This window comes from Polyangium sp. 15x6, assembly GCF_029960785.1.
Classification (GTDB): Bacteria; Myxococcota_A; Polyangia; order Polyangiales; family Polyangiaceae; genus Polyangium.
The window spans coordinates 43,122-67,889 of record NZ_JASBQE010000029.1 but is presented as its reverse complement, the minus strand read 5'-3'; the positions used below and the strand labels follow the sequence as shown (position 1 = coordinate 67,889).

Sequence of the window (24,768 nt, the reverse complement as noted above, 5' to 3'; positions counted from 1 at the left end):
TTCAGCCCTTCGGCGCGACGAGCTTCGCGAGGTCGCGGGCCTGCTTGGCGTAATCGGCTTTGCCGAGCTTGTCGTAGCCCTTCGCGAGCTCCTCGTAGATCTGGGTCATCTCGGCGGGCTCGGGCTTCGTGAGGATCGCGCTGTTCAGCTCGAAGATCGCCGAGATCTGCCGGCCAGAGCGCGCGAGGGCCTTGGCGTAGAGGCGGTGGACCTTGGTGTTCGAGACGTCGACGTAGATCGCGCTCTCGCCCACCTTGACGGCCTCTTCCCAGAGGCCGCGCTCGACGAGCAGCTCCAGAAGCTTCACCCACACGCGCCGGTCGTGCTGATCGAGCAGCGACAGCCGCCGCAAGGCGTCGAGCTGCCCGGCGACGTCCTTCTGCTCCTTCGCGAGGTCGTAGAGGCCCTGGAGCGGCTCGGCCTGCGACGGGTCGAACTTGAACGCGGCCTCGAAGCAGGCCTTCATGCGCGCCTTGTCCTTGCGCATCTCCGCGAGGTCGGCGGCCTTCATGCGCAGGACGTAGCCGTCGTGGCCGTTCGACACCATCTTGTCGAGGATCCGCGCCGCGTCGTCGAGCTTCTTTTCGCCCATGGCGAGGCGCAGGCGCACGAAGTTCGCGTCGGGCTGCTTCGGATCGAGCGCGAGCGCCTCGTCGAGCACCGCGAGCGCCTCCGGCTTCTGCCCGTCCGAAAAGAGCGCGAGCGCGAGCTCCACGAGCTTCTTCGGGTTTTTCGGATCGGTACGCAGCGCCTTGCGCGCCTCGTCGAGCGGCGGCGCGTGCAGGTCGGGCACGTATTGCTTTTCGTAGCGCGCGAGCCGCTTCTTCAGCCACTCGCGGAACTGCCGATCGACCTCGTCGTGCGGGACGCCGAGCGCGCCCTTGATGACGTCCGGCGTGCGCTCGCCTTTGCCCCAGCGCGGCAGCATGGCCGCCACCTTGTCGAATCCGTACTTGTCGGCCATGAACACGACGAGCTGGCTCGCCGCGAAATAGGCCATCGTCACGTCCTCCACGGAGTCGACGTGGGTGAAGGCGCGATTGAAGCCGTCGAGCGGCGGGATGCGCCCGCCCTTCAGCGCGGCGAAGAGCGCCGGGTCCTCCTCGCGTTGCCATTCGGGGCGGCGAATGATGGTCTCGTATTCGCTGAGGCCCTCGGTGAACCAGCGCGGGACGTGGCTCTTCGAATACTGGATCGCGAAGACGTGCCCGAGCTCGTGCCAGAGCACGTTGCCCCAGTTGAACGGCCCCGCGCCGGGTGAGAGCGCCGCGAGCGACTGCCCGAAGCAGACGCCCTGGATGCCGACGTTCGGCAGGCCGCTCGTGCGGATGCTGAAATGCTCCGAGTCGGCGTAGAGCTCGATCGAGACGGGCATCTTCGGCGTGAAGCCATACCGCTTCACCATCGAATCCCACGCCTCGTCGAGCATGCGCGGGACGTAGCGCTCGAGGACGGGCTTCTCGTCCTTGTGGTAACGAATGCGGAAGCGCGTGCCGTTCGTCGCGACGTACTCCCCGGGGATCGTCTTCTCGAACAGGTTCAGCGTGTTGTAGGCGCGGACGTTGAACCGATCCTTCTTCCACGACTTGCGGAGCGCATCGAGCCCGCCGTCGTCGTCGCCGAGGCGGATCTTGTTCAGGCCGAGCGTCGCGAAGGCCTTCATGTCCTGCGCGTCGACCTGCGTGGCCTCGTCCATCATGCGGACGATGTCCTCGTAGCGATGCTCCCACTCGGCGTACTCCGCGACGATCTGAAAGAACGCGGAGTACTCGGGGCAGAGCGAGGGGACCTGCTTCTTCGTGGCCTCGTAGCCCGCGAGATCGTCGGCGAGGAAGCGCGTCGCCGCCTTCATCGAGAGCAGCTCCAGGTTCGTCGCGTCGACCTCGAGGCCACGCTTGACGGCCGCGTCGGCCGCCGCGATGTCCATCGTGCGCAGCGCGAGGCCGGCGCGGATCACGTACGCCGAGGTGAGGTTCGGGTTCACCTCGAGCGCCTGCTTGATCTCGCTCTCGGCCGCCTCGAAGTCCATGGCGTTCTCGAGCTTGACGCGCGCCATGGCGACGTGGACGCGCGGATCCTTGGGCGCGATCTTCTGCGCGGCCTTGACGGACTCGCCCGCCTCGCCGGGGTTGTACTTGTCGAGGAAGAGCTCGGCGCGCCAGAGGAGCGTCTCGACGCGCGTCTTCGCGCCCGCCTTCTCGGCCTCGCCGTAGGCCTGGTTCGCGTCGTGCGCCGAGCGCAGGAGGTGCGCCGCGCGGCCGACGAGCGAGAGGCCCTCGGCGTCACGATCGTTGATCGTGTCGTCGTTGTACGCCTCGACGAGCCTGCGCAGCGGCACGCTCGCCGCGCCGCGTTTTCCGCTGCGGATCAAGAGCTCGCCGAGGACGAGCCGCGCCCGGTGCGCCGCATCCTCGTCCGCGACGTCCTTCACGGCGTCGATCGCCTCGCTCACCTTGCCTTGCGACGCGAGCGCCTCGGCGATGATGGGCGCGGCCTGGATCTTCGTGTCCTTGCCGAGCGCCGCGGCGCTCTTCGCCGTCTTCACGGCGTCGGCGTAGCGACCCTGGAGGAGCTCGAGCCGCGCCTTCTCGAGGAGGGCCGGGCCGCGCTCGGGCCCGGACTTGACGGCGTCGAGCTCCTTCTGCGCGGCGGCGTAGTCGCCTTTCTGCGCGAGGATCGCGGCGCGCCCGAGGACCTTGCCGGACGATTCGTCCGCGAAGGATCCGGCCGGAGCGAGCAGGGTGGCAGCGAAGAGGGCAGCGAGAAAGGAGCGGTTCGTGCGCATGTTCGTCGAGCCGGAAAGGCAGGTTCTTTCTTACGACGCGGGCCGTCCCCTTTCCAGGGGCGATGGAGAGCCAGCAGACGAGCGGGGGCGCGAGGGCTCGACGTCGCTGGCTTTTGGACCGAAAGAACACTAGGAGGAGCGGCGCCGTGGGTGCGAGGGCATGCGAAGTGGAACGCGCGCAAGAGCGCGAGGGCGCGCACGAAGACGCGCGCCGGACGTCGCGACGCGTCAGCGAGCTGGTCGAGAAGGGTCTCGTGGATCGCGGGGAGATCGAGGCGCTCGAGCGTGTCGCAGAACGCTTCAGCGTGGCCATCACGCCCGATCTCGTGGACCTCGTCACGCCGGGTGATCCGAACGACCCGATCGCGAAGCAGTTCCTGCCAAGCAAACGCGAGCTCCGGATCCTGCCGGAAGAACGCGTGGATCCGATCGGCGACGATCCGCACACGCCAGTCAAGGGGATCACACACCGCTACCCGGACAGGCTGCTCTTGAAGCCGGTCCACGTCTGTCCCGCGTACTGCCGCTTCTGCTTCCGGCGCGAGAAGGTCGGTCCGGGCAGCGAGGTGCTGTCGCGCGAGGAGCTCGCGGCGGCGCTCGCGTACGTGCGCGCGCACGAGGAGGTGTGGGAGGTGATCCTGAGCGGGGGCGATCCGCTGATCTTGCCGCCTCGCAAGCTCGCCGAGATCACCTCCGCGCTCGCCGCGATCGAGCACGTGCGGATCCTGCGCGTGCACACGCGCGTGCCGGTGATGGAGCCCGGGCGCATCGACGAGGCGATGATCGAGGCGCTGCGCGTGCCGGGTCTGACGACGTACGTCGTTTTGCACACCAACCATCCCCGCGAGCTCGGTCCGAAGGCGCGCGAGGCGTGCGCGCGGATCGTGGACGCGGGCATCCCGATGCTGTCGCAGACGGTGCTCTTGCGGGGGGTGAACGCGGACGCCGAGACGTTGAAGGAGCTGTTCCGCGAGCTCGTTGTTTTACGGGTCAAACCGTATTACCTGCACCACGGGGATCTGGCGGTGGGAACGGGGCATTTCCGGACGAGCATCGCGGAGGGGCAAACGATCCTGCGCGAGCTCCGGCAGACTTTGTCGGGGATCGCGCAGCCGACGTACGTGCTGGATATCCCGGGCGGCTACGGGAAAGTGCCGATCGGGCCGGGGTATCTGGGCGCGGAAGGGGAAGACGGGCGGCGGACGGTCGAGGACCCGTGGGGGCGGAGGCATGTGTATCCGCCGGGCAGTGGAGAGACGGGGGATTGAAGGGGAGCGGGTCAGGCGGGGCGTTTCAATGCGGGCGCGTCATACCTCGCTCGGGGCCTCGTCGTCCGGCGCGCCTGCGTTCTGCTGGTTCTTGCGGCGGGTGGCGACCCCCTTGTCCGCGTATTGCGTCCGGTACTGGATCGCGGACTCGAAGATCGCGAGCAGGGCGGGCTTGTTCTCGTCCTTCGCGGTATCGAGGACGGTCTTGGCGAGCCTGCTGATCAGCCCCTCGAGTTTGTCCTCGTAGTAGACTTCGCTCTCCCGGAGGACCTCGGCGAGTTTGTCGGCCTCGGGGCGCTGGGCGCGGATCTGCTCCAGGGTCTGCGCCGTATCGACGATCTCGGCATAACAATCCGGATGGATACGCGCCACGTTGCCGTGCTCGGGCATCGCGGCGGCGAGGTCGGCGAGGACGCCGGCGCACCCCGGCTTCGAGCGCTTGAACCTCGAAAGCTCGCCTTGCTTGACGTCGACGAGCTTGTGCTTGAACGGCATCGCGTCGACGACACCCTTGCCCGTATACTTTCCGATTGCGTTCTCCGACATGGTCATCCTCCTTCGTGCAGGGGAGTGGGCCCTGTGTGCGCGTTCGACGAAGGGTGGGTATTCACCATCCGCTCGGAGCACATTTTTGGCGCGTCCGTGAACCGTGAACGAGGTGCCGGGAGGTCCAAGGCATGCTCGCCGGGCTCGTCGGCAACGAGGAGGGGCTTTGTCGACGTGCTCGCCGGGCTCGTCGGCAACGAGGAGGGGCGTTCTCGACATGCTCGCCGCGCTTGTCGGCAACGGCCGGGGGCTTCGTCGACGGGCTCGCCGTGCTTGTCGGCAACGGGCGGGGGCTCCGTCGACATGCTCGCTGCGGTTGTCGGCAACGGGCGGGGGCTTTGTCGACATGCTCGCTGCGGTTGTCGGCAACGGCTGGGGTCATTGTCGACATGCTCGCCGCGCTCGTCGGCAACGGCTGGGGTCATTGTCGACATGCTCGCCGCGCTCGTCGGCAACGGCTGGGGGCTTCGTCGACGGGCTCGGCGCGCTTGTCGGCAACGGTCGGGGGCTTCGTCGACGGGCTCGCCGCGCTTGTCGGCAACGACCGGGGGCTCCGTCGACAGGCTCGCCGCGCTTGTCGGCAACGGTCGGGGGCTTCGTCGACGGGCTCGCGGAGGTTGTCGGCAATGCCCGGGGTTGGAGCGGCGAAGCCTACGTCAGTTGCAGTAGTCGCCGTTGAGCGAGCAGGGAACGCAGACCTGGAATGCCTCGGGGCAGTCTTTCTGCGACAAGACGATGTCGATGGTGCTCACCAGCGGGATGCACGTCGGGAGGCATCGACCTTCGCCCAGAATGACGCCCGCGTCACAGGTCGGCGGCACGTAGCTCGTGTCGCCGAAGCCCGTCGGGACGCAGACGTCGTCCTCCGGGGTTGCGCCGCACGAATCTTCGCCGAGCTTCTCTTCTTTGTCGTCGGGTACGAGCGTCCGCGGCGCGCAGCTCCCACCGCCCTTGCCCTCGCAACAGGTCGGGAAGGTGACCGGGGGCTCGACCGGGGCGTCGCAGACGCTCGCGTCGCACGCTCCGCTCGACTCGCCCGTGAACGGGTCGTAGCAAGGCGCGCAGAGCTTTCCGTCCTCGCAGACGTCCTGCGGGAGCTGGTCCTGCTTCGCATGGATCTGCGGGACGCAGATCGACATGCAGCGGCCTTCGGCGCCGCCGATGGACTCGCAGACGGGCGGCTTCGTGAGGCCGTCGGTGACGACGAGCTCCACGGGTACGCAGTGCGAGGGCGCCGCGGTGTTCGCGCAGGGCGCGAGGAGCTCGAGCTGCTCGGCGCCGAGCTGATTGTCGTCGACGCAGCGGCCGCGCGCCTGGTGCTCGGGCAGGTCGCCGCAGATCCCGAGGTCACACGTCGGAAAGACGTCGAGGAGCACGTCGAGACCTTCCGGATTGCACTGCTCGGACGGCTCGGGCACCCCGATGCTCAAGTCGGCGATGCAGCCCGCGAGAAGGAGGGTCAAAAAAGCGTACTTCTTCATTGCCGTTCCGTGTTGGCCGGGTCCTCGGAGGTTTTGGCGGCGGCAAGCGTGGGCTTGGATTCTGGCGCCGGCAGCTCGAACGTGAGGCCGAGGGCGATGACGTGGACGCCGCCTCGGTAGCGTCCGCCATTGATGTAGACGGTGCGGTTCGGGTCATCGAGAGGCGGCGGACGGGAGCCGACTCCCTGCTCGACGCGCGCGTCCTCGGGCGCGACGGTCGTGTCCGGCTGGAAGATCTTCGAGTAGCCGAAGTTGAGCTGCAACGCTCGGTGCACGCGGACGCTGGTGCCGACGTGGAGGGCCGTCCGAGGCGCGAGAAAGTTCTCCACCGACTGGTATCCGTGCGTGTTGCCATTGCTCTCGTAGGAGACGCCCGCGCGGAGCCACAAGAGATCCGGCACGACGATGGCGTCGCCGCCCGCGCGGAGGACGAACTGGTTCCTCCATCGTCGTTCGACGTACTTGACGTCCGGGAGCGCGCCGAGCGGCATTCCATCGACGCTCACGTCGATCGGGAGCGCCGCGTCGTCGGGGATGTCGACCGTCGTCTGCTGCGTCGCCGCGTGGCCCTGGTACGCCACGTCCACCTCGACGTCGAAGCGGGGGTGGGCGTAACGAAGCGCGACGGTGGTCTCCCAGCCAAACGGCTGGTTCACCTTCACGCCGTCGACGCGCGTCGAGAAGCCACCGCCGCTGAGGCCCGAGAGGAAGAGCGCAGCATCGGCGTTCACGTCGGCCGTGTAGGTCGTGATCGAGGCGATGCTGAAGCCGTCGATCGGCTCGGCATCGACCGCGAAGACGACCTTCGGCACGAAGTAATCGACCCCGGAGAGCGCGTTGCGCGTGTCGAGCGTCGGCCCCGCCCCCGGCATGCCGGCCGTGTACGAGATGCTCTCGACCATCACGATCCCGGAGCCGAACGAGAGGCCCGCACGGACCCTTTCGTGCAGCGAGGCGCTGAACCCGACCGTCGGGAAGAGCGCCGAGTTGTCCGTGATGACGTTCGCGTGCCGCGACGGAGAGGCGACGCGCTGCCCATCGACCTCGATCGTGCCATCGGTCGGGTCGCCGAACTCGAGCTTGGATGTCGCGGAAGGCGGCGGCAGGATGCCGAACGCGATCCCGAACCGCTTCCCGAGCGGGATCGAGACGCCGAGCTGCGGCACGAGAAGCGGAGCCGCCTCGTTGCAGACCGTCGGGTACGTCGTGCCGTCGAGGTCCTCGCGATCGAAGCAGACCTCGGTGATGTGGAGCTGCGCGTCGAGCCCCATGTTCCAGCGTTTCGTGAGGTGCAGGCGGGCGGGGTTGTACCGCAATGCGTCGAAGCCCGTCGCAGAGGCGCCCATCGCGCCACCGCGACCGACCGCGCGTGCGCCCGCGACGGTAGACTCGATGCCTCCGGCGTGACCAACCCGAGGGATCGAAAGCGAGAGGAGCCCGTAGATCAGGCTCGTCCAAGAGAGGATACGGACAACTTCAGGCACGACAGGGCCTCCGTGGGCAACGCGGGGCGGGGCGGTCGGCTCGAGCGCCGTCGGCTCGATCGTCTCGTTCTCGAGGGCCCCCTCCGAAGTCGCGCGTCAGCGGGCCGCTTCTTCGCATAGCGTCGGGCCAACGAACGGCACCGCATCGGCCGCGCGCAGCGCTGGCACTGCCATAATCGAAAGCCAGTCCAAGCTCCCCGAGCTTGTTCCTATCGCTCTGACGCAATGGCTCGTGTTCGACCTTCCATGGCACTCTCGCGGACACACCTATTTGGCTTGACGTCCCGCCCAACTCCGCACCTCCGGCCAAGACGTTACCAGACTTCGCCATGTTCGTCATTCGTGGGGCCGAGGGATCACGAGGAAGCGAGTATCGGTGGGTTGCCGCTATATTCCCTTTTTCGAGCCACGCCACCCGCGCACCGCACCCCTTCACGGCGGGGGCAGATTATGCCAGTGGCACCAAAGACCAGCGCATCCGCGTAGACCTGCCCCGCGAGCACGACGAGCAGAGGGGGCGGTGAACCCACCGATCACCGGTGCGGCGTCGAGAGGGGTTTTTCGGAAGCGCGGCGAGGTCGCGCAGCTCCGGGCTCACGGGCCTACTGTCCGCGACTTCGATGATACCGCGACACAGGTGACGACCAGGCGCTCGTGAGGTAGGCTCGCATGGAGGAGCAGTGTTGGACCCTGAAACCATACGCAGATGGCTATCGACGCGTCAGGCGAGCCCGCTGGCATTCCGAGCGGCGCTGACGAACGTTCCCGAGGGCGAACGCGATGCGTGGCTCGATCGGGTCTTTGGGCTCGGCGAGCTACCGCACGACGATCCTGAATTGCCACGCGGCTGCGTTCCATATCTGCCGTGCTCGGTCGATACGCTGCTGCGCATGATCGAGCTTGCCGAGGTCCAATCCGAGGATGTGTTCGTGGACGTCGGCTCCGGCCTCGGGCGAGCCACGGCGCTGACGCACTTTTTGACGGGAGCGAGCGCGATTGGGGTCGAGATCCAGTCGGCGCTCGTCCGCAGGGCACGCGGCCTCGCTGCACGATTGAATGCACAACGGGTGACGGTGATCGAAGGCGATGCGGCGAAGCTCACTCGTTACATCACGAGCGGCTCGGTCTTCTTTCTGTATTGCCCCTTCAGCGGTAGCAGGCTCAACCAAGTCATGGACGACCTCGCGTCGATCGCTCAGACGCGCGTGATCCGGGTGTGCAGCGTCGATTTACCCTTGCCCTCGCGCTCATGGCTCGCGCCCGTATCGATCTCCGGTGATCTTGCCGTCTATCGGAGCTGCTTTCGTCAGTAGTCCGGTTGACGCAGGTGCCAACCACGGTGTTCGTTCGCGCCCGCAATCATCTGCGGTCCGCTTCCAGCTGCAGGGCCACTGCGCGCCGCTGCCCATGGACCTGGACCAGCGCAAGCGCTGGAGTCGATGAACTGCGCATCGAGCAGTTCATCGCGGACGCGGCGCGCCTGCGGATGGGGGAAGCGCATCCGGGTGCTGCCGCGGCACCACCCTAGCGGGATCCCGCGGTATCTCCGTGGGCATTAGGACCGGCGCCGTCGCGCGAGAGGATGTTAGGTCCCGGTCGTCGGGAGCACGTACGAGATGTTGGAGCCGGTGCCGCCGCAGGCGTCGTCATTCTTTCGGAGCTGGTCGCCCGAGGGGTCGATGAGGCGAATGAGCGTGTCGCCGGACTTCGAGGCGCCCGCCACGCCGCAGGTCCCGAACGTCAGGAGCATTTGGGCGTTGAGGTTCAGCGGCACGTCCTTCGTGTTCTTGGTGGCGTCATCCGTGTTGCTCACGTTGAAGGCGACGGCGCCGTCCTGGCTCGGGGCGGAGGAACGCTCGCAAATGAAGTGGCGGTCGAGCGAGCAACTCGAGCGCGATGGCCTCGCCGGCGTCGACGAGCGTCAGGCACGCGCGGGCGCCAAGCTCGGTCGTGGTGTCACGCCCGCGCGACGCTGTCACGCCCGCATGACGGACTTCTGTCACACCCGCATGACGGGCGTCTGTAGCGCGTACAACTCACCGGGGGCGCGTTGGCGTCGCCTCGCCAAAATCGCCAGAGCGCCCAATCCTTCGGCGGGCGCGGCACGGGGCGTGCTTCATCACGAGAAAGGCAGCGCGGCGGCGAGGTTCGCCTCACCAAGAAACAACGCTTTGCTGCCCCGGAGGTTACGCCATGTCCATCTACGCTCACGCTCGCAGAATCGTCATCGCAACGCTCGCGCTTGGCGCCATTGGGTTCGCTGTGGTGCCATTGAATGCTCAGCCGCTCCCATTTACCTCCTGCTGCTACACAAATGAGGCGGGCGGATTGACCTGCCGGCCGAAGGGCACGAACGAGACGGACTCGTGCATCGGCGACGCCTACCCCATCAAGGCCAATTGCACTCCGGCGGGAAGCTGCACGAAGCTGTAGGCTCCCGTCATATGCTGTGATTTCACGCCCACACGCTCATCATCGGCACGAGGGGCCGCACCGTCGCTCCGCACCGCTCACCTGCTGGATACGGTGGAATCGTCCGGCAGTTCATCCCGGAACGCCCCCCAACACGCTGGCGAGCACGGCTTGGCCCTGAAGAGGCCGAACACGACGGTACGCTCGACGACCCGAGCGGGAGCCCCTGCGTACCCGTACCGCCCACGCCTCCGCCTCCGCCTCCGCGTGCGCCTCCGCCCCCGCCCGTCTGTCGCGCACTTTGACGGCAGGCACCATCCGCGCCTACCATCGCTCCCCGAGCATGCCGCTCCTGCGCTCCCAAGACGTCGATCTTCGCGACCTCGCGCGCGGCGCGCCCCCGCTTGCAGACGCGTGGGGCAGCCCCACTGGCGCGCGCCTCGCCAGGCTGCTCGGCGTGGGCGGCATGTCGAGCGTGTTCCTCGCCGAGGTCGATCCCTCGAGACGTTCCCCCGCGCTCTCGCCGCTCTGCCCGCCCCGCATCGCCGTGAAGGTCATGAAGCCGGCCATGGTGTCGGACCTCATGCAAGAAGGGATCTTCGCAGGGCAGCTCGCGCAGCGCGAGGCCACGGCGCTCAGCCGCATCATGGACCGCACGCCGCCCACCGAGTTCGTCGTGGGCTTCTACGGGATGGGCGAGGCGCCCGTCGACGTGCGCGGGCGGACCGTGAAGCTGCCTTGGCTCGCGCTCGAGTACGTCGACGGCGGGCCCGATGGATCGTCGCTCGCCGATCGCGTCACGCGCGCGCCCGACGGATGTGATCCGATCCGCGCCTTGCGCCTCTGCCGCGGCATCGTCGAGGGTGTGCTCGCGCTCCACGACGAGGGCATCATCCACCGCGATCTCAAGCCCGACAACGTGCTCATCGTCGGGCCCGTCGGCGACGAGACGCCGAAGATCGCCGACTGCGGCATCGCCCGCGTCGCCGATGCGACGTACACGATCGCGGCGCTCACGCGCGAGTACGCAGGCTCCGAGCAGTGGCTCTCGCGCCCCGGCGAGAAGAATCCGCTCATCGGTCCGTGGACCGACGTGCACGCGCTCGCCGCTGTCGTGTGGTTCGTCCTCGGAGGCGAGCACTGGTGCCGCGGGCCCTGGGACAACGGCTTTCTCGTGACCGGCGAGCGCCGTTCGCTCGTGACCGCGCCGCGCCTGCATCCGGGCTTCGCCGCCGATCGCGCGACGCTCGGCGAGCTCGATCGTGTGCTCGGCAAGGGCGCCTCGCCGGCCTTGCCCGATCCCTTGCGAAACGAGGAGGCCGCGCGCGCGCTCGCCCCGCGCGAGGCGCCTTCGCGGTTCGATTCGGCCCGCGCCTTCGCCGATGCGCTCTTGCCCCTGCTCGAAGCGGCCGCCGCGCGCTGGAAGGCCCGCGCCGCGCGCGAGGACCGCGCGACGACCGCGTTCCGCACGACACAGGCGCTCGCGAGCCCCGCCGTGACGCTCGAGCCGACCGCCGAGATCGTCGAGCTTCTGCCCGTCGAGATCAAAGGCGTGATGCTGCCGCCGCTCCGGCCCGGCAACGTCGCGTTCCAGCCCGACGGCCGCGCGCTCGCGCGCTTCGGTGGGCGGCTGATGTACCTCTGGGGCCCGCGCGCCTTGCCCATCCCCATCGGGGCCAAGGACGCGTCGATCGTCGCGGCGACGACGTTCGTGGTGCGCGGCCCGCACGCGGGCTTCGCGCTCGTCGGCCCCTCGCACGTGCGGCTCGTGCGGCCGGGTCAGATCGTCCCGCTCGTGCTCCCTCCGCGCGAGACGCCGATCGAAGCCGCGCTCGGGGATGGGCAGACGTTCGCCGTCGTCACGGCAGCCGTGGAGGGCGACGAGGACAGCTTGCCCGAGCTCTGGCTGTGGAACGACGAGGGCTGGTCCGCGCCCGTCGCGCTGCCGCTCTCGGGCCACGTGCTCGCGCTGTCCTCGGGTCCTTACGGCATGCTCGTCGTGGGCGCGAACGCGAAGGGCACGCGCGGGCGCGCGCTGTTCGCGAGCTACGATGGACAGACGACGGTGTACGCGACGGGCGTGCAGGACAAACCCGCGCTGTACGCGGCGCTCTGCAGCGGCGAGCGGCTCTCGTGGGCCGCGGGCGAGGGCTTCGTGCTCGGCCTGGATCGAGGCGCGGTGATCCCCGAGGAGGTCGAGGCCAAGGATCGGCCGGTGGCGATGGCGCTCGATCCGGTGGGGCTGCCGTGGATCGTGACGATGTCCTCGGTGATGCGTCGGCAAGCGGGCTCGACGTCGCCGGTGTGGCGGACGTACTACGAAAAGGATCCGGGGGCGCCGCCGCTCGTCGGCATCACGTTCACGCACGAGGGGGCGCGTGTCATGGACGCGCGTGGTGGCGGGGCGAACCTCGTGCCGCGGGACATCGGGAGCTGGCAAAGCACGTCCGCGGTGCTCGATCAGGGCTAGGGCGCGCCCGATCGCTTGACCACCAACGAAACCTGTGGCTCGACTGCAGGGCATGAAGCGCGCCCTCGCCGTCCCTGCCGCCCTCCTCGCGCTCTGCCTCGCGTCCGAGGCGCACGCCGATTACGAAGTCTGGCTCTGGTCCGAGAACCGCGTGCCGATCGTCCGCGCGGACAAGCCGACGTTCCCGCGCATCGATCTCCGCGTGTATGCGGAGTCGCGCATGAACGGTCGAAGCGGCGGCCTGCACCAGTCGTTCCTGCGGACGGGGCCTCTGTTTTTTCTGACCGACTTCCTGTTCGTCGGCGTCCACGGGACGATCTACGCCGATCGCCTGGCCACGGGCGCATTCGCGCAGGAGGCGCGCTTCGAGTTCGAGCCGAACTTTTTCGGTCGTATCGGTGATTTCACGTGGAACGACCGGAACCGGTTCGAGGCGAGGTTCCGCGATACGGAGACGAGGTACCGGTATCGCAATCAGCTCCGGATCAACTACGCGCCGAAGGGCGCGAAATGGCTGCCGTTCGTCTGGGACGAGGTGCTCGTGGACCTCTCGGGGCTCGGCCTGAACCAGAACCGCGCGCTGATCGGCCTCGCGCGAATGCTCTCGCCCCAGACGCGCCTCGACGCGGGCTTCATGCTCCGGAGCCGGGAGGATGCTTCGGGCTGGACCCACGACCGGGTCTTTTTCATGTCGCTTTTTTTCGACGTGCCGCCGCCGTCGAAGTGACGTAGCGACGGGGCTCAGCGCGGGCGAGCCCGCCGGCGCCCCCACGCGAGCGCAGCCGCGGCGAGGAGCGAAAGGGGCAGCGGCGCCGGGACACCCGGGGTCGTCGAGCACGCGATGATGGGCTGGTTCGAGCTACCCGAGCCGCCCGAGCCGTCCGAGCGCAGGTCCTCGCAGGTGAGCACCCCCGAATCACTCTCGTCGGGGATACAATATCCGGCCCTGCCATCGCCGTCCGTGCAATCGTCCCCCTCCGCGAGGCCCACGCAGGCGGCCTTGTCCGCTTGGTCCGCAAGCGCGGGCGTGACCGTGGCGAGGATCGTGGAGGCGAACACCAGCGCGAGCGTCTTCGAATACAGGCTCATGGGTTTCCCTTTCGGTGCGAGCGCCGTTCGAGGCGCTGGCTTTCCCATGAACACGATCCGTACCAGGAGGACGCGGGCCCGTTTGCCGGGGAAATCGGCCGCGGTATGCAATGGCTTGCACAGGGCGGTGCGCCAGGCGTTGCACACCGGCCGGCGGCCTGAGAGCGCCCTCACTCCTGCGAGAGGCGCATCTTGGACAGTTTGTACAGCAACGTTCGGCGCGGCAGGCCCAGGATTTCCGCAGCGCGGGTGCGGTTGCCGCCCGCCTGCGCGAGCGCCTCGACGATGCGATCACGCTCGAAATCCCGGACGGAGGCGCGGACGTCGGCCGCCGCGTGTCGCTCGGTCGCCTCGACGCACGACGAGGGTTTTACGGTTTGCGGGAGGTGCTCGACCTCGATGACGCCGTGATCGGCGAACGCGAGCGCACGGGAGAGCATTTGCTTGAGCTCGCGCACGTTGCCCGGAAACGTATACCCCGAGAGCGCGCTCTGCGCGGACGCGGAGAGGAGCGGCGGAGACCCGTTCGTCAGCTCCGCAAGGAGGTGCCGCGCGAGGGCGGGGATCTCGTCCCGGCGCTCGCGAAGCGGCGGCAGGAGGACGAGCGCGCCATTCAGGCGGAAAAGAAGGTCCTGACGAAAGCGGCGCTCCCGGACGAGGCCTTCGAGGTCCTGGTGGGTCGCGGCGACGATCCGGAGGTCGACCTTCCGCTCGACGTTGGCGCCGACGCGGCGGACCGATTGTTCTTCGAGGACACGCAGGAGCTTCGCCTGGAGCGCGAGGGGCAATTCGCCGATCTCGTCGAGAAAAAGCGTGCCCTTGTCCGCCGTTTCGAGGAGCCCCGCCTTCGCTCCGAGCGCGCCGGAAAAAGCGCCGCGCTCGTGCCCGAAGAGCTCGCTCTCGATGAGCGCCTCGGGCAGCGCCGCGGTGTTGACGGCGACGAGCGGTCCTTTGCGCCGGCTGAGGCGATGAATCTCCCGCGCGACGACCTCCTTGCCCGTCCCCGTCTCGCCCGTGACGAGCACGCTGATCGGGCGCGGCGCGATGCGGCGCAAGTCGGCGTGGATCTTTCGCAACGACGGGTAGCGGAATGCCGGCGGTACGTCGTGATCGTCCTCGGCCGCGGAGGACGGCGGCGCTGCGTGAAGCTGCCGGAGGATGCGAGGGACCGCGTCGGTGCGATCGTCCGTGAGCAGGAGCGTGGCGTGCCGGGACGCGGCGACGCCGCGCTGCGCGAGGGCATCCACGAGCCATGCGGCGGCGGTGGCGGACGGCGCCGCGAGGAGGAGCGTGGTGTCGGAGACGAGGCCGAGGAGCGCCTCGGGCGGGAGCTGCGCGAAGACGGTGAGCGCGTCGGGAGACTCGTGGAACGGCGCGGAGAGCTCGACGGCGGCGATGGTGACGGGGCTCTTCCCCGCGGCGCGCAGGGCGACGAGCCCGACCTCGAAGCCGGCGACGAGCTCGAAGGCGCGCGCGCCGTGCGGCAAGCTAGTCCTGCGGATGAGGGAGAAGCGGCCTTCGCCGGCGATGATCTCCGCGCCGAGCGGGAGCGACACGGGCGCCTCGCCGAGCCGCGCGCCTTCGAGCAAGGTGCCGTTGCGGGAGCCGAGGTCGCGGACGGTGACGTCCCCGGCGAGCCCATCGAGGGCGAAATGCAGGCGGGAAAGGGTGGGATTGGCGAGGCCGAGGGATGCTTGCGGGTCGCGGCCGACGCTCACGGCGCCGTCCGGGGGCAGCACGACCACGAAGGGCTTTTGCGGGCCGAGCGCGACGGTGAGGCACAGGCGCGTCTCCCGCGGTCGCGCGGCGTAGGCGTGGTCTTCGGTCTGCTGCGGCGGTTTGCGGTCCATGGCGGCAGGTCATCGTACCGCCGTTCGAGGGCGCGCACCCGCGCGGCGCTCAGAGGCAGGGGTCTTTCGCGACGAGCGTGAGTGTCGTGTCCTCTTGGAGATCGAGCGTGCAGGTCGTGGCGTCGGTGGAGCAGACATCGTGGCCCCACGCGACGACGATCTCCGGGTCCGAGCCGCCGCTCTGATCGCAGGTGGCGCGCAGCGTGGTCGTGCCCTTGGAGACGCAGGCGGGGCCAGGATGGTCGAGCTCGAAGTCGATGTCGGTCCCGTCGATCTCGATCTTGACCGATCCACTGACGTGCACGGTCAGCTCGATGTCGGCCGCGTCGCAAGGGGCGCCGCCGCCGTCGCCACCGCTGCCGGAGGAGCTCGATCCGCCGGAGGTTCGGTCGTCGCCGCAGCGATCCGCGTCGCAGGGCTCGAGGTCGTCGGTCCCGAGGATCTGGGCGCAGCCGGAGAGCGTGGCGAGGAAGAGGATCACCGTCGTCGCGAAGGTCTTCATGAGGCTCACCAGGCGCCGTCCACAGCAAGACCCGCGCCGGTCCATCGCAACGTGGCGGTCACGGGGGAGGCGCTGCGGTTTTTCGTGACGACCCACGTCACCGCGCCGGCCACGAGCAGCGCGGCGCCGACGGGGATGGTGACGGAAGAGGTGGTCGTCAGCGCCTGGTGGGCGGCGAGCAGGTCGTGATACGGGGGCGGGCACGCGTTGCTCGGGCAGCCACGTTCCAGCCTGTCGACCTGGGACATGGCGAGCCCGCCGGTGACGAGCCCCGCCGCGAGCGCGAGCCCGCCCGCGGCAAAGGACACGGGGACCCACGGCGTGAGGGCACGTCGAGGCGCGGGCTCGGCCAGCGTGGGACGGGGCGCGAGAGGCAGAGGGGCGGCGGCCGGCGCCGTGGTCGTCGTGGTCGGCACGGGGACGGAGGCGGAAGGTGCCGGCGCGGGCGGGGGCGCGGGGTCGGGCGCTCGGAGCTCGACAGGCACGCGTTCGCCCTCCGCGAGCGTGATCGTTTTCTCCGCGGTCACGTCGCCGCGGACGAGGGAGACCCGGTGCTCGCCGGGATCGAGCGGGATCTCTGCGCCGAGCGTGTCGCTCGGGAGCGGCGCGCCGTCGAGGAGGACTTGCGCGCCCTGGGAGCTCGGCGCGACGGAGATCGTCACCTTCGGGATGCGCGCGCCGACGGACGCCGCGAGGGTTCGCGCTTCGGCCCGCGCGTCCTTTCCTTTTTGCGTCTCGGTGGGCGAGACGGGCATCTCTTCGATGGAGGCGAGCAGCCGGTGCGCCTCGACGAGCTTGGCTTCGCCTTCGAGCATGCGCGCGAGCTCCAGGCGGAGCACGGGCGTCGGGGCGAGCTCGTGAGCCTGCCGGAAGCGCTCGAGGGCCTCGGCGCGCTTGCCCTGGGTGCGGAGCCGCTTCGCCTCGACGTACAGGCGCTTGGCCTCGTCGCGGTCCGCCGCGGGATCCCCGGCGTACACGCGCGCGGGTGCGGCCACGAGGCTCGCCACGAAAAGGAAACACCAGGCCCAGCGGATTCGGTCATTCGATCGCATCGTCATCGTCTGGATGGCTCGTGCGGGGTCGCGTGGACGACCCATGCACGGGTGGTGCCGCCGGACGCGAGGTCGTCGATGGAGCCGTGCGCGCAGGCGGCGAAGGGGCGCGCAGAGCGGACGCAGAAGAAGTGGGCGGGGGCGCGGACATCGACGGCGCCGGTGCCAGGGCCACCGTCGGCGGCGAGGCCGGTCGGGGCGCGGCGGCGGCCTCGGAGGGAGCCTCGACCGCGGGGAGCGACGTGGGCGACAGGATCGCGCGGAGCGCCGCGAGGGCGCCGCCGAGCCCGAGGAGCCCGACGAGGAGCAGAGGCAAGGACCTCCCGCGGTTCATCGGGATCTGCACCACCTCGGTCACGGGGCTCGGTACCGCGACGGTGGAGCCGAGGGGGCGTTCCGCGACGGTCGCCTCGAACGGCGCGGCTGCGCCCTCGGCGGGGAGAAAGTAGGGCGCGAGCAGGGCCGCGGCTTCATCGGTGGACGTCTCCATTTCGGCCTCGATGAGGGCCTCCTCGATGGCCTCCTTGAGGGCCAGCGCCGTCGGGAGCCGCTCGTTCGGGTCCTTGCGGAGCGCGCGATCCACGACGGCGCGCAGCGGCGCGGGCACGCGTTCATGCAGGGCGGGCGCGGGGGCGGGGCCGACGAGCGCGGCGAGCCGCCCGACCTCGGTTTGTCCCTCGAAGGGCGGGTGTCCCTCCACGAGGTCGAACGCGACGGCGCCGATCGCCCACACGTCCGCGCGCCGATCGAGGTCCTCGGAGCGGGCTTGCTCCGGCGCCATGTAGCTGATTTTCCCCTTGATGAACCCCGTCGTCGTGTCGGCGGCGAGCCGCTCCTTGGCCTTGGCGATGCCGAAGTCGATGAGCTTGCCGATGCCGAGGCGCGATACGAGGATGTTCTGGGGCGAGACGTCCCGGTGCACGAGCCCGAGCGGCGCGCCCTCCTGGGCGAGTTCGTGTGCGGCGTGCAGGCCGCCGCAGACGTCGGCGAGCACCCGGAACACCGCGCGGATCGGTAGCACGTTGCCCTCGGCCTCGGCCCGATAGCGCAGCTCGTCGAGCGAGGCGCCGTCGACGAGCTCCATCACGAAGTACAGGGAACGCGGGTCCTCGCCGACGTCCCAGATCTGGGCGACGTTCGGATGCTGGATCCGCGCGACGAGCCGCGCCTCGTCGAGCAGCATGTCCTGGAAGCGCTTGAGGCTGGCGCGCGCTGGCTGCATCACCTTGATGGCCGCGAGGCGCTCGAATCCGCCTGGACCCACGGTGCGAGCGCGCCAAACGGCCGCGAAGCCGCCGCGGCCGATGACCTTGAGGAGCTCGTATCGCCCCAAACGGTCGCCGGGGAGAAACTCGTTGCCCAGACAACCTCCAAGCATGCGTTTCGCTTCGGGTTCCGGCTCTCCGCGAAGGTAGCCGCCCTCGTGCGCCGCGGTCAACGGCGCGAGCGCGTGTGCAACGAGTTGCTCATCCTCGGGCCAAAGGTTGCACACGCGGGCCGCTGCCCGCCGAGCGCAGCGCAAGGCGGGGGCGTCCCCGGAGGGCGTGGCATCGCCGTTGCAATGGTCGATGGCCATGAAAAACGACCGCCATTCTCCTTTTGCCCCCTCGCTCCTCTCGATTGCGCTCGGCCTCGCCCTCGCGGCGTGCGCCGCCGGCGTGGACCCCACCGGCGGGCCGTCCAGCGACGGCGATGGCGGATCCGGCGGCACCGGCGGCGCAGGCGGCGGGGGAATCGGCGGCGCGGGCGGTGGAAATGGAGGCGCAGGCGGCGCGGGTGGCGGCCCCTCGACGCCCCCCGAGCTCGGCGCGCCGCTCGTCTTCCGGGAGACGGCGCCCGCGGTCCTGGTCGATACGACGAACCCCGCGGGCGCGAAATGCGGTGTGTTTCCGCCCATTCAGGGCAATTCCAGGCGCATCGCGATCAACCTCGACGATTGTGATCTCGGCGCGGCGACGGCGGACGTCGTGGGCGTCATCGGCTCGGTCACGGTGCGCACGACGTCCCCGGAGGACATCGACGTGCGCGTCGAGCCGAGCGACGCGGCGATCCCCGGCGCGCCGCACACGGTCGGGCCGCTCGTCTCGGCGACGCACGGCTTCCTCGTGATGCGCGGCGCGGACGGCGCGTTCGTGGTCGAGGTGCCTGGCAATGCGAACGCGGACGTCCTCGTCGAGCTCGGCGCGTTCCTCGTCCCGGAGGCGGCCGGCGGGCATTACGTGCACCTGCTCGACCAACCCGTGCGGTTTTACGCGGCGAATCCGAACGACGACGGCTGGAAGGACCCGTGGCCGACGCTCGATACCGTGCATCGTTATCCCGTGCTCGGCGCCGATCAGGGGGCCACGGGCATGTTCGGCGCGGTGCACCTCGGCCCCGGTGTTTGGCGCGAAGCCCCCGTGACGTTCCACATGGGGCCTGCGCAACCGGCGGGGGCCGACAATGCCCTTCCGCGCTGGGCAAGCGCTCCCGCCGATTCGCATTTTCCCTGGCGATATACGAGCCTCTTCATGGTGGGCGCCGAGGGCGGCGAGGTCGAGCTTCGCAGCAGCTCGGAGACCGAGCCGGGGACCGAGAGCGGCATCGAGCCATGGATCGACGCAGTCGGCTTCCTCTCGCCCTCCCCAGTGGACGGCCTCGTGTATCGACCTCTCGAAAAGCCGCTCGAGACGCCCGCGCCCGTGCTCACCCACAACGACCAGGACCTGCGCTTCACCACCGGCCTGCCGGAGGCGGTGGGCGTCGTCGGTACCCTCGTCTTCGATTTGCCACCGTTCGAGACGCCCCAGGGGTATCGGTGGTTTCACGTGATGGTCGGCGCCACCGCGGACACCTTCCCGGGCGCCCTCGGCGGCGGCCTCGAAGGGCCCGATTGGATGACCGCGGAGCTCAACCAGAATGGCAAGGTCACGACCCGCTTCGTCACGCGCACCGACGCCGAGGGCGCCTTCGTCATGCGCCATTACGCCTACACGAGCGGCGGCGTCTCCGGCGTGTTCGAGGTTCCCGTCACCGTGCGTATCGAGGGCGTGCTCACGAAGCCGTGATCGATTCCTCGGCATTTCCAGCTTGACGCGATTCTCTCGGAATCGTCCGGGCCTCGCTGACCGCCGGTCTGCCTCTTGCATTCGTGACCCTCGGGAGGGAGATCACGCATGCTGGCACTCACGTACCATGGCCCGAGGCGGGTCCGCGTCGAGGAAAATCCCGAGCCGCGGATCGAACATCCGAACGACGTCGTTCTGCGGGTGACGCGCGCGACCATCTGCGGCTCCGATCTGCACCTGTACAACGGCTACATCCCCGATACCCGCGTCGGCACGATCTTCGGCCATGAGTTCACCGGCGTCGTCGAGGAGGTCGGCCCCTCGGTCGCGAGCCTCTCGCGCGGCGATCGTGTCGTCGTGCCCTTCAACATCGCCTGCGGCACGTGTTTCTTTTGCCAGCGCGAGCGGACCTCGCTCTGCGAGAACACGAATCCGATGACGAAGGTCGTCGGCGGCGTGTTCGGGTATTCGCACACGACCGGCGGGTACCAGGGTGGACAAGCCGAGCTCGTGCGTGTCCCGTTTGCCGACGTCGGGCCGATGAAGATCCCGAACGACCTCTCCGACGAGGATGTGCTGTTTCTCTCGGATATCCTCCCCACGGCCTATCAGGCCGCGGAGATGGGCGACATCACGCCCGAGGACACCGTGGCCGTCTTCGGCTGCGGGCCCGTCGGGCTCTTCACGCAGCGGTGCGCATGGATCCTGGGCGCGCGCAGGGTCATCGCGATCGACTCCGTCGAGGATCGCCTCGCGTTCGCACGGACGTACAACGCGGCGGAGACCATCGATTTCAAGGAGCACCCCGACGTCGTCGCGCGGCTGCTCGAAATGACGGACGGTCGTGGTCCGGACGTGTGCATCGAAGCCGTCGGCCTCGAAGCGAAAGGGTCGCTCTTGCACGGCGTCCTGGGCAAAGCGCTCCGTGTCCAGGCCGGATCGCCGGTGGCGCTGAACTGGGCGATCCAGGCGGCGCGGCGCGGCGGGCGGGTCTCGATCATCGGCGTCTACGGGCCGCCGTGGAACCTCGTGGACGTGGGCACCGCGATGAACAAAGGCCTGACGATCAAAGCAGGGCAATGCGACGTCAAGCGTTACATGCCCCGCCTCGTCGAGCACATCCGGGAGGGTCGCATCGACCCGAAGGCGCTCATCAGCCATCGCGTGCCGCTCGAGGAGACCGCCGAGATGTATCGCATCTTCAATGCCCGCACGGACGGGGTCCTCAAGGTGGCGCTCATTCCACCAGGGGCCAAGTGATTTTCCAGGAGGGAGGCGAACATGCAAAGGAAGGAACATCGACCGAACGACCTGCCCTTCTGGGGCGCCGACCGCGACCTGATGGACAGGCCGGGCGTGCCGCGCGAGGTGTCGCCGCGCCCGATGGGAAACGCGCACTGGATCCAGCCCGAACAGCAGCCTCTCGACGAGGCGGCGCGGACGCGGCCGGAGATGGAGACGACCCGCAAGACGCCCATCTTCAGCACGGCGCTGCCGCCGCGGGGTCTCTCCGGCAAGCTGCGCCTCATTGCGTATACGATTCCCGACCATCGCGTGCGCCACTGGATGCTCTGCATCGTCGCCGATCGGGTAGACGAGGTGCAGGCTCTCTTCCGGCGAACACGCACCTGACTCGATCCCGCGTCGGCTCCATTTGACACGCCGCCCTGGCCTCGTGACAATGTCCGCCCTGGCATGTCGAGCGCCCTGCCCGAAGCCGTCCGTCGGCTGACCGATCTCTCCGATGCCGAGCGGCGCATCGGGGCGTTCTGGCTCGTGCGGCAGCTCGGTCGCGGCGGCTTCGCGCCGGTTTGGCTGGCCGAAGAGACCGCGGGCACGACGAAGCTCCGGCTCTCGGCGGTGAAGCTCTTTTCGCTCGACGCGGGCGGCGAGGCCGGCCGGCAAGCGATCATCGACGAGGCGGCGCGGCTCTGCCGCGTCGAGCACCCGAACGTCGTGCGCTTCTACCAGCTCCCCGTCGACGAGGCGCGCGGCGTGATCGGCCTCGCGATGGAGTACGTCGCGGGCGAGTCGCTCGGCGAGCGGCTGCGCGACAAGCAGACGCTCTCGGTGCGCGAGACGATCGACGCCGGCATCGCGATCGCCTCGGCGCTCGTCGCGGTGCACGGCGCCGGGCTCGTGCACCGCGACATCTCGCCCGCGAACGTGGTCGTCGACGTCGCCCTGCTCGGCACGCCCGCGGCCTACAAGCTCATCGATTTCGGCATCTCGGCCGCGTCGAACGCCACGCCAGGACAAACCATTCCCTCGATACGATCGAAGATCCCGAGCGCGCCCGGGACGCCGCGGGATCGCCCGAGTGATCGAGGTTTTCGATCGCCGCTCGAGGCGATCGGGGGAAAACGGGGGTTCGTCGATCCAGTCTGCTGGCGTGATCTCTCGCCCGCGACGAGCGCGAGTGATCTCTATGCGCTCGGCGCGGTGCTCTTCGTTTGCCTCGTCGGTCGGACGCCCGCGGCGGGTCGGGGCTCGCTCGACGAGGACGTCCTCCACGGGCGAAAAGGGCCGCCGCGCGTCGCCGAGCTCGTGTCGGAGATCCCGGCCTCGCTCGGCGATCTCATCGACGCGCTGCTCGCCCCCGAGCCGGAGGAGCGGCCTCGATCCGCCGAGATCGTGGCGATCGAGCTCGAACGCATTCGCAGCGCGCTCGTCGGGCGAAGGCGCGCGCTGCCGCCGGAGGAAGACGGCCCGTTCCGTGGGCTCGAGCGCTTCGAGAAGGAGCACCGCGACGTGTTCTTCGGCCGCAGGGTCGAGGTCGCGGCGGCGCTCGAAGTCTTGCGCACGCGTGGCCTCGCGGCGCTGCTCGGCCCGAGCGGGAGCGGCAAATCGAGCCTCGCGCGCGCCGGCATCCTGCCCGCGATCGCCGACGGCGCGCTCGGCGGCCCGCGGCAATGGGAGACCGTCTTGATCTCGCCCGGTACCGATCCGCGGCAGGTCCTCACGACGGCGCTCTTTCACATGGGCCTCGATCCGAAGCGCTCGCCCGAGGAGGCGGCCGCGCGGGTCGCGGCTTGGCTCTCGCAGAGCAAGCGCGGGCTCGTGCTGCTCGTCGATCAGCTCGAAGAAATCGCCACGCTCGCGCAGGGCCCCGGCGGAAAAAGCCAGACGTGGACGCTCGATCTGCTCGCGCGGCTCGGCGAACGCCCCTGGCCGGGCCTGCGCGTCGTGGTGACGGCGCGGCGCGATTTGCTCGATCCGATCCTCGCGCACGAGCAGGTGGGCCGCGTGATCACGCGCGGCGCGGTGCTCGTCTCGCCGCTCGGACCGGCCGCGTGGGGCGAGGTCATCGACGCGGCGTTCGAGAGCTACGGCTACACGTTCGAGGATCCGCGGCTGCGCAAGGAGCTGCTCGAAGCGCTGGAGACGACGGCCGGATCGATGCCGCTCGTCGAGTTCGCGCTGCGCGAGCTCTGGCACAGCCGCGACCGCGCGAGGAAGCTCATCACGCGGTCGTCGCTCCGCGCGATCGAGTTCTCCGGGGCGCTCTCGCGGCACGCGAACGAGACCATGGATCGCGCGGTGAAAGAGGCGGGCACCGAGCGCGTGGTGCAGCGCATCCTGCTCTCGCTGACGACGCCCGCGGGGGCGCGCATGACGCGGCGGATCGGAGAGCTCGTGCGCGAGCTCGGTCCCGCGGCGCGCGCGGTCGTGCAGGTCTTTGCGGAGGCGCGGCTCGTCCTGCGCGAGACCGAGCGGCGCAAGGACGGCGAGGTCGAGCTCGTGACGCTCGCCCACGAGGCGCTGCTCGTGCACTGGGGCAGGCTGAGGGACTGGGTCGCGAGCGAGCGCGAGGAGCGGCTCGTCATCCAGGATTTCGAGGAAGCCGCGAAGGTTTGGGAGGAAAAACCCGACCCCGAGCTCCTCTGGCGAAGGCGCCGCCTGCTCATGCTCGAAGAGATCCTGCGGGTGCGGCAGATGCGCCTCGAAGGCGCGGCAAAACGGTTTTACGCGGCCAGCGTCGCAGCGACGCAGAGGAGCCGCATCATCGTGGGCGTGCTCGGCATCCTCGCCGGGGCGATCGCGCTCGCGGCGGGGACGGTGTACGTCGACCTCGAGGCCAAGCGCGCGCAGGCCGAGGCGGACACGGCCATGGCGAAGGCCGAGGCGGCGCTCGCGCTCGCGCGCGAGGCGAAGGCGCAGGCCGACCGGGAGCGCGCCGTCTCGGGGCAAAAGGAGGCCGAGAAGCGCGAGGCCGAGGCGAAGGCGGCGCTGACGGCGCTGAAGCTCGTGCAGGGCTCGCTCGCGCTCCAGGCGAAGGCGTCGCCCTCCGAGCCGAAGGAGCCCACGGCGCTCGATTCGAGCGTCGTCCGCCAGCTCGACGAGTATCTCGTCAAGCAGGAGCGCGACAACGCGAAGCTGCCCGAGCCGCTCGAAGACCTCCTGCGCGAGACCGAAAACATCCCGCCGCCCGTCGTCGAGCCCGGGCTCACGGGGCCGGTGACGGCGTTGCCGCAGCCGCGCGGCGGGCCCGTGGCGCGGTCCGTGGTGCTCGGGGAGGCGTACTCGAAGCTCTCGCAGGCGAAGGTGGTCGCCGCCTCTTGCAAGCGCGAGGACGAGGAGCAGCCGAAGGGCAACGGCAAGGTCGCGCTCGTCCTCGATCCGAAGGGGACGGTCTCGGCCGTCTCGCTCGACGAGCGTTTCGTGGGGACGAAGGTCGGGGCGTGCGTGGATCGCGCGTTCCGGCAGGTGATCGTGCAACCATTCGAGGGAAAGCCGCTCACGGTCATATGGTCGTTCGCCATTCCGTGATACGATCGATGG

General features: G+C 69.4%; 18 protein-coding genes. 8 read left to right on the top strand and 10 right to left on the bottom strand.

From position 1 onward, the window contains the following. Window position 1 precedes the first annotated feature (1 nt). A complete protein-coding gene (locus QHF83_RS22300; RefSeq protein WP_282419915.1) occupies window positions 2–2,785 on the bottom strand; it encodes a tetratricopeptide repeat protein in 2,784 nt (927 codons plus the stop codon). A gap of 236 nt (window positions 2,786–3,021) precedes the next feature. On the opposite strand from QHF83_RS22300, the gene QHF83_RS22295 reads away from it, so the two are divergent. Beyond that, window positions 3,022–4,053: a lysine-2,3-aminomutase-like protein gene (locus QHF83_RS22295; protein WP_348980456.1), complete on the top strand. Its 1,032-nt coding sequence runs from the start codon at window positions 3,022–3,024 to the stop codon at window positions 4,051–4,053. 39 nt (window positions 4,054–4,092) lie between these two features. Here the strand turns inward: QHF83_RS22295 and QHF83_RS22290 are convergent, their stop codons facing one another. The 3 genes from QHF83_RS22290 to QHF83_RS22280 all read right to left on the bottom strand — a co-directional run bounded on the left by QHF83_RS22290 (window position 4,093) and on the right by QHF83_RS22280 (window position 7,564). After that, window positions 4,093–4,599, bottom strand: a complete 507-nt coding sequence (locus QHF83_RS22290; protein WP_282419913.1) for a hypothetical protein — start codon at window positions 4,597–4,599, stop codon at window positions 4,093–4,095. A 656-nt stretch (window positions 4,600–5,255) separates the two neighbouring features. Further along, complete coding sequence (locus QHF83_RS22285) at window positions 5,256–6,080, bottom strand: hypothetical protein (RefSeq protein WP_282419912.1); 825 nt, start codon at window positions 6,078–6,080, stop codon at window positions 5,256–5,258. Further along, window positions 6,077–7,564 carry a hypothetical protein gene (locus tag QHF83_RS22280; protein WP_282419911.1) on the bottom strand — a complete coding sequence of 496 codons (1,488 nt, stop codon included), beginning with the start codon at window positions 7,562–7,564 and terminating at the stop codon, window positions 6,077–6,079. The genes QHF83_RS22285 and QHF83_RS22280 overlap by 4 nt, the downstream gene beginning before the upstream one ends. An 890-nt stretch (window positions 7,565–8,454) precedes the next feature. Between QHF83_RS22280 and QHF83_RS22275 the strand changes: the two genes are divergently transcribed. After that, entirely contained in the window at window positions 8,455–8,877 is a 423-nt protein-coding gene (locus tag QHF83_RS22275; protein ID WP_282419910.1) for a methyltransferase domain-containing protein, read from the top strand. 272 nt (window positions 8,878–9,149) lie between these two features. On the opposite strand, the gene QHF83_RS22270 is transcribed toward QHF83_RS22275, so the two are convergent. Further along, on the bottom strand, window positions 9,150–9,377 hold the full coding sequence (locus tag QHF83_RS22270) for a hypothetical protein (RefSeq protein WP_282419909.1): 228 nt from the start codon (window positions 9,375–9,377) through the stop codon (window positions 9,150–9,152). A gap of 942 nt (window positions 9,378–10,319) precedes the next feature. Here QHF83_RS22270 and QHF83_RS22265 point away from each other — a divergent pair. Both QHF83_RS22265 and QHF83_RS22260 read left to right on the top strand, forming a co-directional pair. After that, window positions 10,320–12,446, top strand: coding sequence for a protein kinase (locus QHF83_RS22265; RefSeq protein WP_282419908.1), 2,127 nt, complete (start codon window positions 10,320–10,322; stop codon window positions 12,444–12,446). Between the two features lie 52 nt (window positions 12,447–12,498). Continuing rightward, window positions 12,499–13,173: a DUF2490 domain-containing protein gene (locus QHF83_RS22260; protein WP_282419907.1), complete on the top strand. Its 675-nt coding sequence runs from the start codon at window positions 12,499–12,501 to the stop codon at window positions 13,171–13,173. A gap of 14 nt (window positions 13,174–13,187) precedes the next feature. On the opposite strand, the gene QHF83_RS22255 is transcribed toward QHF83_RS22260, so the two are convergent. From QHF83_RS22255 to QHF83_RS22235, 5 genes are all read right to left on the bottom strand, one after another. Further along, on the bottom strand, window positions 13,188–13,535 hold the full coding sequence (locus QHF83_RS22255; protein WP_282419906.1) for a hypothetical protein: 348 nt from the start codon (window positions 13,533–13,535) through the stop codon (window positions 13,188–13,190). A 170-nt stretch (window positions 13,536–13,705) separates the two neighbouring features. Continuing rightward, window positions 13,706–15,385 (bottom strand): sigma 54-interacting transcriptional regulator, encoded by a 1,680-nt coding sequence (locus QHF83_RS22250; protein WP_282419905.1) that lies wholly within the window; start codon window positions 15,383–15,385, stop codon window positions 13,706–13,708. 49 nt (window positions 15,386–15,434) lie between these two features. Then, window positions 15,435–15,887 carry a hypothetical protein gene (locus tag QHF83_RS22245; RefSeq protein WP_282419904.1) on the bottom strand — a complete coding sequence of 151 codons (453 nt, stop codon included), beginning with the start codon at window positions 15,885–15,887 and terminating at the stop codon, window positions 15,435–15,437. Window positions 15,888–15,892: 5 nt separating this feature from the next. After that, window positions 15,893–16,939, bottom strand: a complete 1,047-nt coding sequence (locus tag QHF83_RS22240; RefSeq protein WP_282419903.1) for a hypothetical protein — start codon at window positions 16,937–16,939, stop codon at window positions 15,893–15,895. Continuing rightward, window positions 16,926–18,317: a serine/threonine-protein kinase gene (locus tag QHF83_RS22235; RefSeq protein ID WP_282419902.1), complete on the bottom strand. Its 1,392-nt coding sequence runs from the start codon at window positions 18,315–18,317 to the stop codon at window positions 16,926–16,928. Before QHF83_RS22235 ends, QHF83_RS22240 begins: the two co-directional genes overlap by 14 nt. Before the next feature lie 196 nt (window positions 18,318–18,513). Between QHF83_RS22235 and QHF83_RS22230 the strand changes: the two genes are divergently transcribed. From QHF83_RS22230 to QHF83_RS22215, 4 genes are all read left to right on the top strand, one after another. Then, on the top strand, window positions 18,514–19,986 hold the full coding sequence (locus tag QHF83_RS22230; RefSeq protein WP_282419901.1) for a hypothetical protein: 1,473 nt from the start codon (window positions 18,514–18,516) through the stop codon (window positions 19,984–19,986). A gap of 108 nt (window positions 19,987–20,094) precedes the next feature. Then, window positions 20,095–21,246 carry a zinc-dependent alcohol dehydrogenase gene (locus QHF83_RS22225; protein ID WP_282419900.1) on the top strand — a complete coding sequence of 384 codons (1,152 nt, stop codon included), beginning with the start codon at window positions 20,095–20,097 and terminating at the stop codon, window positions 21,244–21,246. A gap of 21 nt (window positions 21,247–21,267) precedes the next feature. After that, window positions 21,268–21,618 (top strand): hypothetical protein, encoded by a 351-nt coding sequence (locus QHF83_RS22220; RefSeq protein ID WP_282419899.1) that lies wholly within the window; start codon window positions 21,268–21,270, stop codon window positions 21,616–21,618. A 63-nt stretch (window positions 21,619–21,681) separates the two neighbouring features. Beyond that, entirely contained in the window at window positions 21,682–24,756 is a 3,075-nt protein-coding gene (locus QHF83_RS22215; RefSeq protein ID WP_282419898.1) for a serine/threonine-protein kinase, read from the top strand. Window positions 24,757–24,768 lie beyond the last annotated feature (12 nt).